We start from the raw sequence: 16885 nt of genomic DNA, 5'->3' as shown, positions 1-16885 counted from the left end.
CGCGAGGTGTGAGCACCCGCATTCTGGTCGTTTACTACAGCGCCACCGGGAACACCGCTGTCCTCGCCGGCGCGCTCGCCGAGGGGGCGGGCGAAGCCGGGGCGGAGGTCCGCGTCCGCACCGTGGCCGAGACCGCGCCGCCGGAAGCGATCGCGAGCAACCGGCGCTGGCAGGCTTGGGTCGATTCCGGGCCGCACCACGAACTCGCCACCCTGGCCGATCTCGAGTGGGCGGACGGGCTCGCGCTCGGCAGCCCGACCCGGTTCGGCGGGCCCGCCGCGCAGCTGAAGTCCTTTGTGGACACCACGGGCGGCCTGTGGGCGCAAGGGAAACTGGCCGACAAGGTGGCGACGTCGTTCACGTCGGCGTCGACCGCGCACGGCGGCCTCGAAGCGACCGTGCTGGCCATCAACAACATCTTCTACCACTGGGGCGCGATCGTCCTCCCCCTCGGCTACGCGGACCCGCACCTCATGGAGTCCGGCAACCCGTACGGCGGCTCGTTCGTCTCGCGCAAATCCGCGGCGCCGGATGCCACCGCACTGCAGGCACTGCGGATTCAGGGGCGGCGGCTGGCGACGATCACGACACACGTCGCGACGGGCCTGACTGTGCCGATCATTACTAATCCGACCACAGCCACGGCCGAATGGCTTTCGTAGCAACGGTTACGTGCCGCGGTCGGGGTCGGCCTACTTTTGGTCGGATTAGTAAAACCGGGGAATAACTCAGTTTCGCTCGGTCGTCCCGCTCCGTAATGTCGCGCGCGTGACCACCGAACTCCCCGTCCTGGAACAACCCCGGGTGATCCACCGCGGCCGCGGGCTGTCGCTCGTCCTGCTCGCGGCGGTCTTCTTCAGCACCTCCGGGACGCTCGCGAAACCGGTCATGGGCGCGGGCATGACGCCGGAACAGGTGGCGGTGCTGCGGATCGGGACGGCGGGAATCCTGCTGCTCATCGGCACCGCGCTGTTCGCGCCGCACACGTTGCGCGTCCGGCGCAGGGAATGGCCGATGCTGCTGGCGTACGGGGCGCTCGGCGTGGCCGGTACGCAGCTGCTGTATTTCATTGCCGCGCAACGGATCCCGGTCGGCATCGCGATCCTGCTGGAGTTCCTGTCGCCGGTGCTGATCGCGTTGTGGGTGCGCGTGGTGCGCAAGAAGCGGCTGCCGCGCATGCTGTGGTTCGGGATGGCGGTCGCGATGGCCGGACTGGCGCTCGTCGCGCAGGTCTGGCAGGGGCTGCGGCTCGACGCGATCGGGCTGCTGGCCGGCCTCGGCGCGGCGCTCTGTTCGGCCGGGTACTTCCTGCTCGGCGAACGCGCGGTCGCCGACCGCGAACCGCTCGGGCTGGTCACCTGGGGCATGGTGATCGGCGGGGTGCTCGTGAGCGTCGCCGCGCCGCCGTGGACGCTGCCGCTGGGGATGGCGGGCCAGACCGTCCCCTTCGGAACGTGGACGCCGCCGCTGTGGCTGCTGCTGCTCGGCCTGGTGATCCTGTCGACGGCGATCCCGTACGTCGCGGGGATCTCCGCGCTGCGCCACCTGCCCGCCTCGGTGGCGAGCGTGGTCGGGCTGCTCGAACCCGTCGCTGCCGCGGCGTTCGCGTGGGCGCTGCTGGGCGAAGCCCTCGCCTGGCCGCAAGCGGTCGGCGCCGCGCTGCTGCTCGGCGGTGCCTACCTGGTCCAACGACAGACCGCCGAGGTCGCCTGACTCCCTCTGCGGACGGAGACGGGAACCAACCTCGCGCGGGATGTGTCCTATCCGCGGGCCCGCCACACTGGAGCGAGCCGCACGAGACACCTGGGGGATCTCATGGACCACCGACCGAGCCGGGCCGAACAGCGCAGAGCCCGCAACGCGCTCGCCCGCCAGGCAGCGATCGTCGTGATGGCGTTGCTGCTGGCGGGCGCGCGGCGCTGAATCAGACCGGGATGACCGTCGGCACGATCATCGGCCGCCTGCGGTAGGTGTCGGCGACCCACCGGCCGACGACCCGGCGCACCGCTTGCGCGATGCGGTGGGTGTCGGTGATGCCCTCGGCTTCGGTCCGCGCCAGCTCCATCTCCACGAGCGGCACGACGGCGTGCAGGGCCTTCGGGTCGTCGGAGAAGCCGCGGCCGGAGATCGTCGGGCTGCTGACCGCGCGGCCGGTGTTCGAGTCGATCACCACGGTGATCGCGATGAACCCGCCCTCGCCGAGCACGAGCCGGTCGGACAGGGTCGACTCGCCGACGTCGCCGACGGACAGCCCGTCCACGTACACGTGCCCGACCTCGACCCGGCCGGTGCGCGAGGCCTTGCCGTCGACCAGGTCCACGACCACGCCGTCCTCGGCGATCACCACGTTGTCCGGCGCGACGCCGGTGCGGATCGCGAGCTCTCCGTTGGCGCGCAAGTGTTTCCACTCGCCGTGCACCGGCATGACGTTGCTCGGCCGGACCGCGTTGTACAGGTACAGCAGCTCGCCCGCGGACGCGTGGCCGGACACGTGCACCTTCGCGTTGCCCTGGTGCACGACGTTCGCGCCGAGCCGGGTCAGGCCGTTCACGACCCCGAACACGGCGGTCTCGTTGCCCGGGATCATCGAGCTGGCCAGCACGACGGTGTCGCCCGCGCGGATCGAGATCTGCCGGTGCTCGCCGCGGGCCATCCGCGACAGCGCCGACAGCGGCTCGCCCTGCGAACCGGTCGACACGAACAGCACCTTGCTCTCGGGCAGGTTGCTCGCCTGGTCCAGGTCCACGAGCAGGCCTTCCGGCACGTTCAGCAGGCCAAGTTCGGCCGCGATGCCCATGTTCCGGACCATCGACCGGCCCACGAACGCCACCCGGCGGCCGTGCCGTACCGCGGCGTCCAGCACCTGCTGCACGCGGTGCACGTGGCTCGCGAAGCAGGCGACGATGACGCGCTGGTCCACGCGCCGGACGACGTCGTCGAGCACCGGGCCGATGTCGCGCTCGGGCATGACGAACCCGGGCACCTCGGCGTTGGTCGAGTCCACGCAGAACAGGTCCACGCCCTCGTCGCCGAGGCGCGAGAAGCCCGCGAGGTCGGTGAGCCTGCCGTCGAGCGGCAGCTGGTCGAGCTTGATGTCGCCGGTGTGCAGCACGACGCCGGCCGGCGTCCGGATGGCGACCGCGAGCGCGTCCGGGATCGAGTGGTTCACCGCGAAGAACTCGAGGTCGAACGCGCCGACCTTGCGCTTCTCCCCCTCGCGCACCTCGATCAGCTTCGGCCGCTGGCGGTGCTCCTTGGCCTTGGCCGCGAGCAGCGCGTTGGTGAAGCGCGAACCGTAGATCGGGACGTCCGGGCGCAGCCGGAGCAGGAACGGGACGGCGCCGATGTGGTCCTCGTGCCCGTGGGTGAGCACGAGGCCGTCGATGTCGTCGAGCCGGTCCTCGATCGCGCGGAAGTCGGGCAGGATCAGGTCGACGCCCGGCTGGTCGTCCTCGGGGAAGAGGACGCCGCAGTCGACGATCAGGAGCCTGCCGTCGTATTCGAAGACGGTCATGTTGCGCCCGACCTCGCCGATGCCGCCGAGCGCGACGACGCGCAGGGCTCCCTCGGGAAGGGCGGGCGGGAGGTGCGTCGGGCCGGGTCCGGCGGGAAGTGAGGTCACCGGGGCATTGTCCCAACGCTGGTGTGCGAGGTGGGGGCGGTGTAGGCCGCCTGCGAATCTGCTTGTGCCACCCGTGCACCATGCCAGTCCGAGGCCGCGCTGTCCTCCAGCGGCACGCCGCCCTGGGCGAGATCGGCCGCGATCTGCTCGAACTGGTCGTCGAACGGGGCCACGATCGGCAGCCGCGGGTCGCCGATGTCGAACCCGCGCAGCCGCAGCGAAGCCTTGCTGAACGCCACGCCGCCGACCCGCGACATCGCCCGCAGCACCGGCAGCATCGCGCGGTGGTTCGTGCGCGCGGTGGAGGTGTCGCCCGCCTCGTAGGCCTCGATCATCGCGCGGATCCGGCCCGCCACGACGTGCCCGATCACGCTGACCACGCCGACCGCGCCGACCGACAGCCACGGCAGGTTCAGGCCGTCGTCGCCGGAGTAGTAGGCGAGGTGGGTGTTCGCGATGACCTCGGAACCGGCGATCAGGTCGCCCTTCGCGTCCTTCACGGCGACGATCCGCGGGTGCTCGGCCAGCCGCTGCAGCGTGTCGACCTCGATCGGCACGATCGAGCGCGGCGGGATGTCGTAGAGCATCACTGGCAGCTCGGTCGAGTCCGCGACCGTGGTGAAGTGCGCGTACAGCCCGGCCTGGCTCGGCCGCGAATAGTAGGGCGTGACGACGAGCAGGCCGTGCGCGCCCGCTTCGGCGGCGGCCTGTGCCTGCTCGATGCTGTGCGCGGTGTTGTTGGTCCCCGCCCCCGCGACGACGGTCGCGCGGTCGCCGACCGCCTCGACGACGGCGCGGATCAGCGCGGCCTTCTCCTCGTCGGAGGTGGTCGGGCTCTCGCCGGTGGTGCCGTTGACGACGAGGCCGTCGTTGCCGAGGTCCACGAGGTACTCGGCCAGTTCCTGGGCCCGCTTCACGTCCAGCGCCCCGGCTCGGTCGAAGGGGGTCGCCATCGCGGTGAGCACGCGGCCGAACGGACGTCCGGGCGCGGCGGCAGGTGAGGTGGACATGGCCACGACGGTACCTCGTCGGAGCGCCGAACCCGGCCTCGACCTGGTGTGCCACCGGCAACTTCGGAGAATTTCCGCCGCCGCGCCGCTCGCGGCGGAACATCTCGCGCGGCTACTTGACCTTGGCGGTGATCTGCGCCGGGATCTGGTCGTTGTTCGTGCGCGAAAGGACGCAGTAGATCTTGCGGTTCGGGCCGCTGCTGCTGTCGCTCTCCGGCTGCACCTGCCACCCCTGCTGGGTCGGCACGATCGCCCGGTACGACAGCCCGGTCCGCTGCTGCGGCGGCACCACCGCGGAGTGGAACGTCGCCGCACAACGGGCCTCGGCGGCCCGGCTGATGTCCTCCAGGCCGGGATACGGGGCGACGGCCGCGTCGTCGTTGCTCCAGTTCTCCAGCGGCAGCGGGTCGGCCGTGTCGTAGACCTCGAGCGTGTGGTTCTTCTTGCAGTCGACGTTGTTGTCCGAGCTGATCACCACGCCCGGCTGGACCACGGCGTTGTAGCAGATCTCGTACGAGGAGAACTTGGCTTTGAGGTAGCCGTCGGGACCGTAGGTGACCGTTTCGGCCTGCTGCTCGTCCTTCTTCGGCGACCACACCGGTTTGCCGAGGAAGAACCCGCCGGCCAGCGCCGCGACCACCAGCACCGCGACAGCGCCCGCCCACAGGCCGCGCCTGCTCTTGCCCTCCGGCTTCGCCGCCATCCGGGTCGGCTGCCCGCCGACGCGGGTCTCCTGCTGCGGCAGGACCGCGGTGGCCGGCCGTTGCTGCGGACCGGTGGCGTGGGCGAGCTGCGCCCGCGCCTGCGCCGCGGTGAGCCGGGCTTCCGGGTTCGCCACCAGCAGGCCGAGGATGACCGCGCCGAGCGGACCCTGCACGCGGGTCAGGTACGGCACCTCGGTCATGATCGCGTGCAGCGTGGCGGCCGTGGTGGGCCGTTCGAACGCGACGATCCCCTCGACCGCGAAGTACAGCGTCGCGCCGAGCGACCACAGGTCCGATTCCGGCATCGCCTCGCGGCCCTCGACCCGCTCCGGGGCCATGAACGCGGGCGAGCCGACGATCATCCCGCTCGTGGTGAGCCGCGGGTCGTCGATGGCGTGCGCGATGCCGAAGTCGGTGAGCTTCACCCGGCCGTCGGGCGCGACCATGATGTTGGCCGGTTTGACGTCGCGGTGCACGATCCCGGCGGCGTGCGCGGCCTGCAGCGCCGACAGCACCCGCTCCCCGATCACCGCGGCCTGCTGCTCGGGCATCGGGCCGTGCGTGCGCACCAGATCGGCGAGCGTGGGCGCCTCGACCAGTTCCATCACGATCCAGGTGGTGCCCTGGTCGGTGACCACGTCGTAGACCGTGACGACGGCCGGGTCGTTGAGCCGCCCGCCCGCGCGCACTTCGCGCAGGATCCGCTCCGAGAACACCGCGGCGCCTTCTGCTTCGGGCAGCCGCAGCTCCTTGATCGCGACCTGCCGCCCGATCACCTGGTCCTGCGCGCGCCACACGATGCCCATGCCGCCGCGGCCCAGTTCGCCGAGCAGCAGGTAGCGGCCGGCCACCACGCGGCCGGCGGGGGCCGTGCGGTTCGGGTCGTGCGGGCGGGTCTGTTCGTCGGTCACGGGGTCGGGCTCCTCGGTCGGCTTCGCGCAGATGCTAGTCCGACCGTCCGGCAGCCTTGCCGGTTCCGTCCGGTTAGGACGGCGTCAGCCGGTGAAGGTGAGCACGATCAGCACGACGTTGAGCAGGATGATCACCGCCGCGATGACGGCGGCGAGCACCGTGGTGGTCCGGCGGTTGACGTCCGTGCCCATGAGTCCGCGGTCGGCGGTGAGCCGGATCAGCGGCACGAGCGCGAACGGGATGCCGAACGACAGCACCACCTGCGAAACCACCAGCGCGGCACTCGGATCGGCGCCCAGCGCCAGCACGACGATCGCCGGAGTGAGCGTGACGAGCCGCCGCACCACGATCGGAATCCTCTTGCGCAGCAAGCCTTGCATGATCATCGCGCCCGCGTACGCGCCGACCGACGTGGACGCCAGCCCGGACGCGAGCAGCCCGATCGCGAACAGCAGCGCGACCCCCGGCCCGAGCGCGGCGGCGACCGCGCCGTGTGCGCCTTCGATGGTGTCAACGCCTTGCTGGCCTTGGAGATTCGTCGCGGCCACGAGCAGCATGCCGAGGTTCACCGCGCCGGCGAGCAGCATCGCGAACCCGACGTCGTAGCGGGTCGCCCGCAGCAGCCGCCTGCGCCGTTCGGGTTCCGGTTTGCCGTGCCGGTCGCGGACCAGTCCGGAGTGGAGGTACACCGCGTGCGGCATCACCGTCGCACCCAGCATCGCGGCCGCGATCAGCACGCTGTCGCCGCCGCTGAAACGAGGGATCAGGCCGTTCGCGATCCCGGCGGCCGACGGCGATTCGACGAACAAGCTCGCCAGGAACCCGACCGCGATCACCACCAGCAGGCCGGTCACGACGCGTTCGAACGGGCGCTGTCCGCCGCGGTCCTGCACCGCGAGGAGCACCAGCGACACGAGCCCGGTGATGAGCCCGCCCGCGACCAGCGGGAGCCCGAAAAGGAGGTTGAGCGCGATCGCGCCGCCGACGACCTCGGCCAGGTCGGTGGCGATCGCGACGATCTCCGCCTGCGCCCAGTACGCGAGCCGCGCCCGGCCGGACAACCGGTCGCGCAGTGCCTCGGGCAGCGACTGGCCGGTGACGAGACCGAGCTTCGCCGACAGGTACTGCACCAGCACGGCCATCAGGTTCGCCGCGACGATCACCCACACCAGCAGGTAGCCGTAGCGCGCCCCGGCGCTGACGTTGGCCGCCACGTTGCCCGGGTCGACGTAGGCGATCGCGGCGACGAACGCCGGTCCGAGCAGCGCCCAGCCGGCGCGCAGCCGGGCCACGCCGCGCGGACGTGCCGCTTCCGCCACCGCCATGTGCGCCACTCCCTGGTATCGGTCGCCCCAACTCGAAGTTTAGGCATGCCGAACTTTGCGGGGCAAGGGTGTGCTGCGCCACGCCGCGCCGGCCCTCGCAGACGTCGGCATCGCGCGTCGGGCGCGGCGGGGCGGTCCGTGAAGGGCTCCTTGAGGGAATCAGATTCCTTCAAGGAGCCCTTCACGGACTTTCGTCAGGCAGGCAGGAGCACTTCGTGCCCGGCGTCGCGGAACGCCGCCACGGCGCGGTCGAGGTCGTCCGAGCGCACCAGGATGTGATCGGTGTCGAAGGTGGACAGCGAGAACAGCGCGACGCCCGCCGCCGCCAGCTCCGAGGCGAGCGCGGAGATGATGCCGGTGAGGGTGAATTCCAGCGGCCCCCGCACGGTGAACAGCCGCCAGCCGTCCTCGATGGTGCCGCCTTCGGGTTCACGGCCGGTCGGGCAGATCACCGACAGCTCGTCGGGCGTGCGGGTGACCGACACGAGCGCGGGCTCGCCGGGTTCGAGCAGTTCGGCGGGAACGGCGGCGTCGGCGGGCAGCCGCACGACCGAGTAGGGGCCGGGGCGGAGGTCGATCGTCAGGTGTTTCATCAGTGCGTTGTCAGCCTTCCAGCACTTTCGGGCTCGAGGCGATCTCGGTGCCGTCGGGCAGGGTCGAAATCGTGAAGTCGGCGAACACGTTGGCCGCCGCCTTGTGCAGCTGCCGCAGGCATTCGATGGCCAGCGAACGGATCTCGACGTCCGCGTGCTCGGTGGCGCGCATCGCGATGAAATGCCGCCAGGCTCGGTAGTTTCCGGTGACGACGATGCGGGTTTCGGTCGCGTTCGGCAACACGGCGCGGGCCGCCTGGCGCGCTTGCTTGCGGCGCAGGGTGGCGCTGGGCGTGTCCGCGAACTTCTCCTCCAGCCCGGCGAGCAGCTCGTCGTACGCGGCCGCGCTGGCCTGCGTGGCCTTGACGAATTTCTCGTGCAGCACCGGGTCTTCGGCGATGACGTCCGGCTCGACGAACTCGGCGTCGCGCTCGGGAACGTAGCGCCGGGAGAGCTGGGAGTAGGAGAAATGCCGGTGCCGGATCAGCTCGTGGGTGAGCGAGCGGGAGATCCCGGACAGGTAGAAGGTGACCGAGCCGTGCTCCAGCACGGCCAGGTGGCCGACGTCGATGACGTGCTCGAGGTATCCGGCGTTGGTCGCGGTCGCGGGGTTCGGCTTCTCCCAGGACTGGTAGCAGGCGCGCCCGGCGAACTCGGCGAGCGCTTCGCCTCCGTCGGCGTCGGTGGACCAGGGCACGTCCTCGGGCGGGAAGAACTCGGTTTTCGCGATCAGCTGCACCTTGGGCGGCACCGGTCTCGCTCCCCTCATGTCGGCTCCGCCAGCCTAACCCGGCGGCACGGGTGACATCACCGCGCCTTGACGTGACGTCACTCGTGACGCCATGATGGTGTCATGGACTTGACGCCGTATATCGCGAACCTTCGCGAAGACCTCGCGAACACGGCCTCCGCCGGGGACGAGCAGACCCGGCGGGCGGCCGCACTGCTGTCGTCTGCTCTGGAGCCGGCGGTCCGGCTGACGCTGATGAACGCGCTGGCCGACCTGGCGGCCGAGGTGACCGCCGCGCTGCCCGGCCAGGTCGTGGACGTCCGGCTCGACGGCCGGGACGTGCGCGTGGTCGTGACTGGCGGCGAGGACCGTTCTTCGTCCGCGCCTCCCCCGCCTCCCCCGCCGCCGCCCGCCCCGCCGATCGACGGCGGCGACATCTCGCGGATCACGCTGCGGCTGGTCGAGCAGATCAAGGGCCAGGCCGAACAGGCGGCCGCCGCGCAGGGGGTTTCGCTGAACACGTTCGTGGCGCAGGCCGTGCAGGGGGCGCTCGGCCAGGCGCAGCAGCACCAGCAACGGCACCAGCGCTGGCACGACAGCAGCAGCGGCGGGGGCCGCACCGAGACCAAGCTGCACGGCTGGGTCGAAGGCTAGAAGGGGGCACCACCATGGGCGAAAACCGGGAAGACCAGGGGAAGAACGCCGAAGACCGGGTTGGGGAACCTGGCTTCGGGACGGAGGAAGCGGCCAGCGCCGACACTGCTTCGACGACATCCGCCGAATCTGCCGCTCCGGCGGGCGAAGCTGCATCCGCTCCGGACAGTTCGGCGGGCGACGGCGCTTCGGAGGCGGCCAGCGAATCTGCTGCTCCGGCGGGCGAGGCTGCGTCCACTTCGGACGGTCCAGCGGACGACGCTTCGGCGGGTGCCGACAGCGCGGAACCGGGCCCGTACGTGCGGCTGCAGGACTTCGAGGCGGACGGTCCGGTCGAACTGGACCTGGGCGTCACGATCGGACGGGTCGAGGTCGTGCTCGGGCGGGAGTCCGGGGTGACGGTGCGGTTGCAGCACGACGCGGGCGATCAGCCGTCGTGGGTGAACGGGGTCAGCAGCCTGCTGTCGTGGGTCGGCGAGAAGTTCGGGGACCAGTTCGGCGGCGTGCCGGAGTTCTCGGTCGCCGACGCGGTGCGCCAGGCGCGGATCGAGAAGACGGGCAACCGGGTCGTCGTTCGGGCGGCCAAGGCGTGGCAGCTGCGGAACGTCCCGGTGGCGGTGACGGTGCACGCGCCGGCCGGGTCGCACCTCGAAGTGCGCGCGGGATCGGCGGACGTCACGGTGACCGGAGCCGCGGGCCGCGCGGACATCCTCACTGGGTCCGGCGAAGTGTCGCTGGAACGCGCGGACGGCGCGGCCACCATCCGGACCGGAACAGGAGCCGTGAAACTCGGCCCGACCCTGGCCGGACTGCAGCTGCGCAGCGGAAGCGGCTCCGTCGAAGCGGCGTCGATCGCCGGACCGGCGACGCTCGGAACCGGCACCGGAAACGTCTGGCTGGGCGCGGTCGAGGGCGACGTCATGGCCCGCACCGGAAGCGGCGACCTCTCGGTGGCCGACGCGGCGTCCGGCTCGCTCGAACTGATCACCGGCTCGGGAGAGGTGCGCGTCGGCATCCGGAGCGGAGTGCGAGCGGAAGTGGAACTGGCGTCGGCGGCCGGGCGGGTTTCGAGCGAATTGGAAGTCTCGGAAACGCCGCCGGAGGGCGCCGTCGCGCTGAAAGTCCGCGCCCGCACCGGAACCGGCAACGCAGTGGTGACCCGCGCGGCGGGCTGACATCCCGTCTGCTTTGGCCTGCACACTCCACTACCCCGAGTGCGCCGAGCAGACGGATGCAAGGGGGAGGCGGCGGGCCGCACCGGAGGCATCCCGGGGCGGCCCGCCGCTTCGTGCTGCACTGGGTTTTCCTGGCGGGGCAAAGCGTTTCTGGCGGTGATGGGCTGGATGCTGGGTCCCGCAATGGGTTCAGGACGGGTCAGGGTTGTCCTGCGGGCGCGAGGTCTGCTTCATTCAGCCGGGTCTAAGCTCGGCGGCCGTTTTGGCCTGCGAGTCCTCCGCAGCCGAGCACGTTTTCTCACGCCCGGCAGCTGCCGCAAACTTCCGCGCGCCACGCCATAACCACCGGGAACTTCCGCGAGCCGCCGGGAACCTCCCGCATGCCAGGCAAAGACCTCCGCGCCCGCCAACCTCACCCGCCGCGGCAAAGACTTCCGCGGCCGTCGTGAGTGGCAATTCCGGTAAGCACCAACACCCACTAGCCCCTGCTTACTTCACCGCTCGCCGCAATGCCCGGGCCAGGTCACCCCGCTCCCCCACCGCCACGCCGTCCAGGCCTTGCCATTCCGCCATCGTCCGCAGTTCTCCGGCCAGTTCCGCTGCCACTCGCGGCTGGTCGGCGCCGGGTTCGGCGAACGCGCCTTGCACGCGCAGCACCCCGGCCGCCCGGTCGGATTTCAGGTCCACTCGTGCGGACAGCGCGCCGTCCAGCAGGAACGGGAACACGTAATACCCGTACTCCCGCTTCGGTTCCGGCACGTAAATCTCGATGCGGTACCGGAATCCGAACAACCGCTCCGTCCGCGCGCGTTCCCAGATCAGCGGGTCGAACGGGCACAGCAAAGCCCGCCCGGACACGGCCCGCGGCGTCCGCGCGTCGGCGTGCCGGTACGCGACCGCGCGCCAATCGGCCACCTGGACCGGCTCCAGGACGCCTTCCTCGACCAGCTCCTGGACAGCCTGCCGAGAGACGTCCGGGCCAAGGCGGTAGTAGTCGCGCAGATCGGTTTCCGTTGCCACGCCCAGTGCTCGCGCCGAACGGTCGATCAGGCCGCGCGCGCCCTCCTCCGCAGACACCTTGCGAGACAGGATCTCCGGCGGCACGACTCGCTCCGTCAGGTCGTACAGCCGCTCGAAGGACCGCCGCGTTCCGGTGCTCAGCTGGCCTACGCCGAACAGGTACTCGCACGCCTTCTTCACCACCGAGCGTTCCCACCACGCACCCGGCCCGCGCCGGACCGCCTCGGTCTCCAGTTCCTTCTCGATCGCTCCGGCGCCGATCGGGCCGTGCTCTTTCACGACCGCCAGCACGTCGTCGAGCAGGCCGGGCATCGTGTCGACCACCTTGGTGTAGTTCCGCCACCAGCCGTCCCGCTTCGCGCCGGACCGCAGCAGCGGCCAGTCTTCGATCGGCAGCAGGCTCGCCTCGTGCGCCCACGACTCGACCAGCAGCCGCGGCCGTCGTGCGCGGTGGCTCCACGCGGCGTCGTCGACCAGCGCCGGGTCGTACGCGCCCAGTCGCGAGAACAGCGGCATGTAGTGCGCGCGCACGGCGACGTTGACCGAGTCCAGCTGCAGCAACTGGACCCGCGACAGCACCTTGGCGAGGTGCCGCCGGGTCGGGTCGGAGGCGGGCCGCGGGTCGGCGAACCCCTGCGCGGCCAGAGCGGTGCGGCGGGCGGCGGAAAGGCTGATCGTCTGCATGATTCCGCCATGGTGCCAGCCACCCCCGACAGTTTCGGTACATTGCCCGCGTGAGTGCCGCCGAAGTCCGTCCCGCGAACCCGTCCGACGCCGCGGAGATCGCCCGCATCCAGCGGCTGACCTGGCGGGCCGCCTACGCCGGCCTGCTGGGCGACGAAGCCATCGACGAACTCGACAAGGCCGACCTCGAAGGCACCTGGGCGGAGACGATCGAGTACCCCGGCTCCCGCGTCTACCTGGCCACCGAGGGCTCCTTCACGGTCGGCTACTGCGTCGCGGGCCCGGCCCCGCAGGACGAAGCCGCCGCGGCCGACGGGTCAGCGCCCGAGGACGCACCCGGCCTGATCGCGTCGCTGGTGGTCGAGCCGCGCTGGGGCCGTCGCGGGCACGCCGGGCGGCTGCTCGCGACCGCCGCCGCCGACCTGCGCGCGAACGGGCTCAGCCGCGGCATCACCTGGGTCGCGCAGTCCGACCACGCGACGCTCGGCTTCTACCGCCGCGCCGGCTGGTCTCCCGACGGCACCGTCCGCACCCTCGACACCGGCCGCGGCACGCTGCGCGAGGTCCGGCTCACCGGCACCCTGGAACTGGAACTCACACACTGACCGGCTCTTCGCGCTTCGCGAAGACCACCCAGCGCATCACCGAGTACATGAACACGCCCTCGCACGCCCCGGCGATCAGCCGCGACAGGTGGTATTCGACGCCCAGCGCGGCCAATCCAGCGCCCAGCCCGAGCAAAAACGCCAGGTAGTTCACCGCGATCGCCACCACGTACAGCACCGCCTGGCGGCCCACCGGCGCGTGCGAACGGAAGTTGAGCGCTCGGTTCAGCACGAAACTCAACCCGAACGCGACCACGTACGCGACGCTGATCGACAGCCACACCGGCCACTTCAACCCGCCGTGAAACAGCGTCAGCAGCAGAAGATCGACACCGAAGGTGAAGCCGTTGATCACCGCGAAACCGAGGAAACTCGGCGCGACGATCCGCGGCAACCCGAACGGCAGCACGCGCACGACGGCGGCACACAACCCGGCGAAACGGTCGGCGATCGGCACCTCAGGCACGGGTTCGAGAGTGGCAGCAGAAGGTGTCCGAGACCGGTCGGCCAGGTGATCTTCTGGGGTTGGCTCCCGGGGAAAGAGTGGGGTTAACCCCCGTGATCTTTTCGTGATGGCTGATAGCTTGGAGTGAGCACGGACACGGAGGGGGTGGCGCGATGGGATGGGTGCTCATCACCCTCGGCGTCGCCTTCGGCTCGGCGATCGTGCCGCTGATCAACGCCGAGCTCTTCGTCATCGGCCTCTGCGCGAGCCAGCCCGGCGTGCCCTGGCTGTGGCTGGGCGGCGCGGTAGCGGTCGGGCAGATCGCCGGGAAACTGATGTACTACCTGGCCGCGCGCGGCTCGATCCGGCTCCCGAAATTCCTCCACGACCGGCTGCACCGCGAACGCCCGATGACGCCGCGACGGGTCCGCTGGCAGCTGCGCACCAAGGTGATCCGCGGCAAGATCGAGGCGCTGCGCGAACGCTGCCAGCGCCATCCGCACTGGATGACCGGCACCTACGGGGTCAGCTCGCTCGTCGGGCTGCCGCCGTTCATGGCGACGAGCGTGCTCGCCGGGATGGTCCGGATGCGGCTGACGACGTTCCTCGCCGCGGGCCTCGCCGGGCGGTGGGTGCGGTTCAGCCTGCTGGCGGCTTCGCCCGCGATGTTCGCCGGCTGGCTGCAATAAGCGACTAGACGTACGTGAGGGGCACCCTGAGGGAATCTGATTCCCTCAGGGTGCCCCTCACGAACATCAGCGGGAGTGGGGTGCCAGCGCTACTTCTGTTCCGCCGCTTCCAGTTCGATCGCCTTGCGCATGGTCGCCCGCGCCCGCCGCCGGTCGCCCGCGATGTCGTACGCGTACGCCAGGCGGTACCAAGGCCGCCAGTTTTCCTGGTCCGCCTCGACCTCCGCGCGGCGTTCGTCGAACCACGCGTCCGCGGCGTCGCGGTCCACGCGGCCGGACGGGCGGCGCGGCAGGTCCGACACGTCCGGCAGGCCGCCCTCGGCGTCCAATCGCCGCGACAGCCGCTGGATCTGCATGCCGGAGCGCCACGTCACCACGACGATCCACACGCCCAGCAGCGGCAGCAGGAACACGCCGATGCCCAGCGCGATCCCGGCGGGCGTCCCGGTCTGCAGCAGCGCCACGGCCCGGTCCGCCAGCAGGACGAGGTACACCACGAGCGCCGCCGTCATCAGCAGCGCGAAATTGCGAGCTTTCACAGGTCGAGCACGTTCTCCAGGCCGACCGTCAGGCCGGGACGCGACACCACCGAGCGCACGCCGAGCAGGACGCCGGGCATGAACGACGTCCGGTCCAGCGAATCGTGCCGGATGGTCAGGGTTTCGCCCTCGCCGCCGAACAGGATCTCCTCGTGCGCCACCAGGCCCGGCAGCCGCACCGAGTGCACGTGGACGTCCTCGACGGACGCGCCGCGGGCACCGTCCAATTCGGACGTAGTGGCGTCCGAGCCGGGAGTGACCCCGGCCTCGGCCCGCGCGGCGGCGATCATCCGCGCGGTGTGCGCGGCGGTGCCGGACGGGGCGTCGGCCTTGCGGTTGTGGTGCAGTTCGATGATCTCGGCCGAGGCGTAGAACTTCGCCGCCTGCGCCGCGAACCGCATCGCCAGCACCGCGCCCAGCGCGAAGTTCGGGGCGATCAGCACGCCCACCGACGGCTTGTCCGCCAGCAGCCCGCGCAGTTCGGCCAGCCGCTCCTCGCTGAAGCCAGTAGTCCCGACGACCGCGTGCAGGTCGTGCGCGATCAGCCAGCGCAGGTTGTCCATCACCGCGTCCGGATGCGTGAAGTCCACGACCACCTGGGCGTTCTCGAGCGCGGCGAAATCGTCGCCCGCGTCCAGCGCGGCCACCAGTTCCTGGTCCGCGGCGCCTTCCACGGCTTTCACCACGGTGGCGCCCATGCGGCCGCGTGCGCCCAGCACGCCGACGCGGATCGGGGACTCGGTCATGACGCGATCACCTCGTGCAGATCGTCCGGCAGGTCGTCGGCGTGAGCGTACGGCCCCACCACCGCCGCGGACGACACCCCGCCGGGGCGCCGCAGCAGAGTGCGAGCGAGCGCACACACGTCTTCGGTCGTGACCGCGTCGATCCGCGCGATCGTGTCGTCCACGCCCAGGTACCGGGCATAGTTCAGCTCGTTCTTGCCGATCCGGGACATCCGCGACGACGTGTCCTCCAGGCCCAGCACGAGCCCGCCGCGCAGCTGTCCCTTGGCGCGCGCGACCTCGGCGTCGGACAGCCCGTCCGCGGCGACCGAATCGAGCACCTCGCGGATCACCCCGGCGACCTGGCCGAGGCGCTCCGGCTGGCAGCCCGCGTACACCGACATGTGCCCGAGGTCGGCGTAGCTCGCCACCGACGAATACACCTGGTACGCCAGGCCTCGCCGCTCCCGGATCTCCTGGAAGAGCCGCGAACTCATGCCGCCGCCGAGCGCCGCGTTGAGCACCGACAGGGTGAACCGGCGCTCGTCGTGCCGCGGCAGCGCGCGGAAGCCGAGCATCACGTGCGCCTGTTCGGTGTCGTCCGGGTGCAGCGCCAGCTTCGGCACCGTCTTGAGCCGCGCACGGCCGGACCGCGGCGCGACCGGCGTCGCCGTGCCGCCCAGGCGATCGTTCAGTGCGCGCTTGACCAGCCGCAGCACCTGGGCGTGTTCGACGTTCCCGGCGACCGCGAGCACCATCCGCGGCAGGGTGTAGCGACGGCGGTAGAAGCCGCGCAGCGCGACCGGCGACATCTCGGTGATGGACTTTTCCGTGCCCAGCACCGGACGGCCCAGCGGGTGGTCGCCGAGGATCGCGCTGACGAACTCCTCGTGCAGCAGGTCTTCCGGGTCGTCGTCGCGCATCGCGATCTCTTCGAGGACGACGCTGCGCTCCATGTCCATGTCGCGATCGGTGCACTGCGCTTCGAAGACCACGTCGGTGACGAGGTCGAGCGCCAGCGGCAGATCCGCGTCCAGGACCTGGGCGTAGTAGCAGGTGTGCTCTTTCGCGGTGAAGGCGTTGAATTCGCCGCCGACCGCGTCGATCTCCTCCGCGATCTGGGTGGCGTCGCGGTGGGCGGTTCCCTTGAACAGCAAGTGTTCCAGGTAGTGCGCCGCGCCCGCGACCGGCGACGGCTCGTCCCGCGAACCGACCCCGACCCACAGCCCGACCGTCGCCGACCGGGACGCCGGGACGTGCTCGGTGATCACCCGCAGGCCGCCCGGAAGGACGCTCCGCTTGACGACCGCACCGTCCGAAGTGGACTCGAGCGTACGGGTGGTGCCGACGGGCTGCTCGTGCCCGGAAACCTGCCGTGCCAATGGATTCCTTTGCTCACATGCGGTGAAGGCCCCCTCCCCGGCCGGAGAGGGGGCCTTCACGGACCAAGCTG

17 protein-coding genes are annotated in these 16885 nt (G+C 71.0%); 6 read left to right on the top strand and 11 right to left on the bottom strand.

Annotation, left to right across the window (positions count from 1 at the left end; genetic code table 11):
• The first annotated feature begins 8 nt into the window (after positions 1–8).
• Positions 9–662: an NAD(P)H:quinone oxidoreductase gene (gene wrbA / locus FKO37_RS20210; RefSeq protein WP_238605438.1), complete on the top strand. Its 654-nt coding sequence runs from the start codon at positions 9–11 to the stop codon at positions 660–662.
• Between the two features lie 106 nt (positions 663–768).
• Positions 769–1713 (top strand): DMT family transporter, encoded by a 945-nt coding sequence (locus FKO37_RS20205; RefSeq protein WP_037812492.1) that lies wholly within the window; start codon positions 769–771, stop codon positions 1711–1713.
• A 211-nt stretch (positions 1714–1924) separates the two neighbouring features.
• Here FKO37_RS20205 and FKO37_RS20200 read toward each other — a convergent pair whose 3' ends face one another.
• The 6 genes from FKO37_RS20200 to thyX all read right to left on the bottom strand — a co-directional run bounded on the left by FKO37_RS20200 (position 1925) and on the right by thyX (position 8935).
• A complete protein-coding gene (locus FKO37_RS20200) occupies positions 1925–3514 on the bottom strand; it encodes a ribonuclease J (RefSeq protein ID WP_235146553.1) in 1590 nt (529 codons plus the stop codon).
• A gap of 104 nt (positions 3515–3618) precedes the next feature.
• The gene (gene dapA / locus FKO37_RS20195; RefSeq protein ID WP_238605437.1) at positions 3619–4632 is read right to left on the bottom strand and encodes a 4-hydroxy-tetrahydrodipicolinate synthase; all 1014 of its coding nucleotides are present in this window, start codon (positions 4630–4632) and stop codon (positions 3619–3621) included.
• A 112-nt stretch (positions 4633–4744) separates the two neighbouring features.
• Positions 4745–6247: a serine/threonine-protein kinase gene (locus FKO37_RS20190; protein WP_238605436.1), complete on the bottom strand. Its 1503-nt coding sequence runs from the start codon at positions 6245–6247 to the stop codon at positions 4745–4747.
• 84 nt (positions 6248–6331) lie between these two features.
• On the bottom strand, positions 6332–7573 hold the full coding sequence (locus FKO37_RS20185) for an Nramp family divalent metal transporter (RefSeq protein ID WP_051728914.1): 1242 nt from the start codon (positions 7571–7573) through the stop codon (positions 6332–6334).
• Between the two features lie 194 nt (positions 7574–7767).
• Positions 7768–8166, bottom strand: a complete 399-nt coding sequence (locus tag FKO37_RS20180) for an ACT domain-containing protein (RefSeq protein WP_037812496.1) — start codon at positions 8164–8166, stop codon at positions 7768–7770.
• A 10-nt stretch (positions 8167–8176) separates the two neighbouring features.
• Positions 8177–8935: an FAD-dependent thymidylate synthase gene (gene thyX, locus FKO37_RS20175; protein WP_037812497.1), complete on the bottom strand. Its 759-nt coding sequence runs from the start codon at positions 8933–8935 to the stop codon at positions 8177–8179.
• A gap of 84 nt (positions 8936–9019) precedes the next feature.
• Between thyX and FKO37_RS20170 the strand changes: the two genes are divergently transcribed.
• Together FKO37_RS20170 and FKO37_RS20165 are read left to right on the top strand one after the other, a co-directional pair.
• Positions 9020–9550 carry a toxin-antitoxin system HicB family antitoxin gene (locus FKO37_RS20170; protein ID WP_134669123.1) on the top strand — a complete coding sequence of 177 codons (531 nt, stop codon included), beginning with the start codon at positions 9020–9022 and terminating at the stop codon, positions 9548–9550.
• Positions 9551–9849: 299 nt separating this feature from the next.
• Positions 9850–10725: a DUF4097 family beta strand repeat-containing protein gene (locus tag FKO37_RS20165; protein WP_238608298.1), complete on the top strand. Its 876-nt coding sequence runs from the start codon at positions 9850–9852 to the stop codon at positions 10723–10725.
• Positions 10726–11214: 489 nt separating this feature from the next.
• On the opposite strand, the gene FKO37_RS20160 is transcribed toward FKO37_RS20165, so the two are convergent.
• Positions 11215–12429, bottom strand: coding sequence for a winged helix-turn-helix domain-containing protein (locus tag FKO37_RS20160; RefSeq protein WP_037812500.1), 1215 nt, complete (start codon positions 12427–12429; stop codon positions 11215–11217).
• Positions 12430–12479: 50 nt separating this feature from the next.
• On the opposite strand from FKO37_RS20160, the gene FKO37_RS20155 reads away from it, so the two are divergent.
• On the top strand, positions 12480–13034 hold the full coding sequence (locus FKO37_RS20155; RefSeq protein ID WP_043827028.1) for a GNAT family N-acetyltransferase: 555 nt from the start codon (positions 12480–12482) through the stop codon (positions 13032–13034).
• Here FKO37_RS20155 and FKO37_RS20150 read toward each other — a convergent pair.
• Entirely contained in the window at positions 13024–13500 is a 477-nt protein-coding gene (locus FKO37_RS20150; RefSeq protein WP_238605435.1) for a GtrA family protein, read from the bottom strand. The two genes, FKO37_RS20155 and FKO37_RS20150, sit on opposite strands and share 11 nt — an antisense overlap.
• Positions 13501–13652: 152 nt before the next feature.
• Here FKO37_RS20150 and FKO37_RS20145 point away from each other — a divergent pair, with 152 nt between their 5' ends.
• The gene (locus FKO37_RS20145) at positions 13653–14168 is read left to right on the top strand and encodes a membrane protein (RefSeq protein WP_037812507.1); all 516 of its coding nucleotides are present in this window, start codon (positions 13653–13655) and stop codon (positions 14166–14168) included.
• A gap of 89 nt (positions 14169–14257) precedes the next feature.
• Here the strand turns inward: FKO37_RS20145 and FKO37_RS20140 are convergent, their stop codons facing one another.
• From FKO37_RS20140 to FKO37_RS20130, 3 genes are read right to left on the bottom strand one after another with little or no spacing between them, the layout of a single operon-like run.
• Positions 14258–14707 (bottom strand): tetratricopeptide repeat protein, encoded by a 450-nt coding sequence (locus tag FKO37_RS20140; RefSeq protein WP_167754467.1) that lies wholly within the window; start codon positions 14705–14707, stop codon positions 14258–14260.
• Positions 14704–15453 carry a 4-hydroxy-tetrahydrodipicolinate reductase gene (dapB, locus tag FKO37_RS20135; RefSeq protein ID WP_037812509.1) on the bottom strand — a complete coding sequence of 250 codons (750 nt, stop codon included), beginning with the start codon at positions 15451–15453 and terminating at the stop codon, positions 14704–14706. Before dapB ends, FKO37_RS20140 begins: the two co-directional genes overlap by 4 nt.
• The gene (locus tag FKO37_RS20130) at positions 15450–16814 is read right to left on the bottom strand and encodes a pitrilysin family protein (protein ID WP_134734476.1); all 1365 of its coding nucleotides are present in this window, start codon (positions 16812–16814) and stop codon (positions 15450–15452) included. The genes dapB and FKO37_RS20130 overlap by 4 nt, the downstream gene beginning before the upstream one ends.
• Positions 16815–16885 lie beyond the last annotated feature (71 nt).

The sequence above is a fragment of the Amycolatopsis sp. Poz14 genome (assembly GCF_006704225.1).
In the GTDB taxonomy this organism is placed as follows: domain Bacteria; phylum Actinomycetota; class Actinomycetes; order Mycobacteriales; family Pseudonocardiaceae; genus Amycolatopsis; species Amycolatopsis nivea.
The sequence above is the reverse complement of the archived record's forward strand: the minus strand, read 5'-3'. Positions and strand labels throughout refer to the sequence as shown.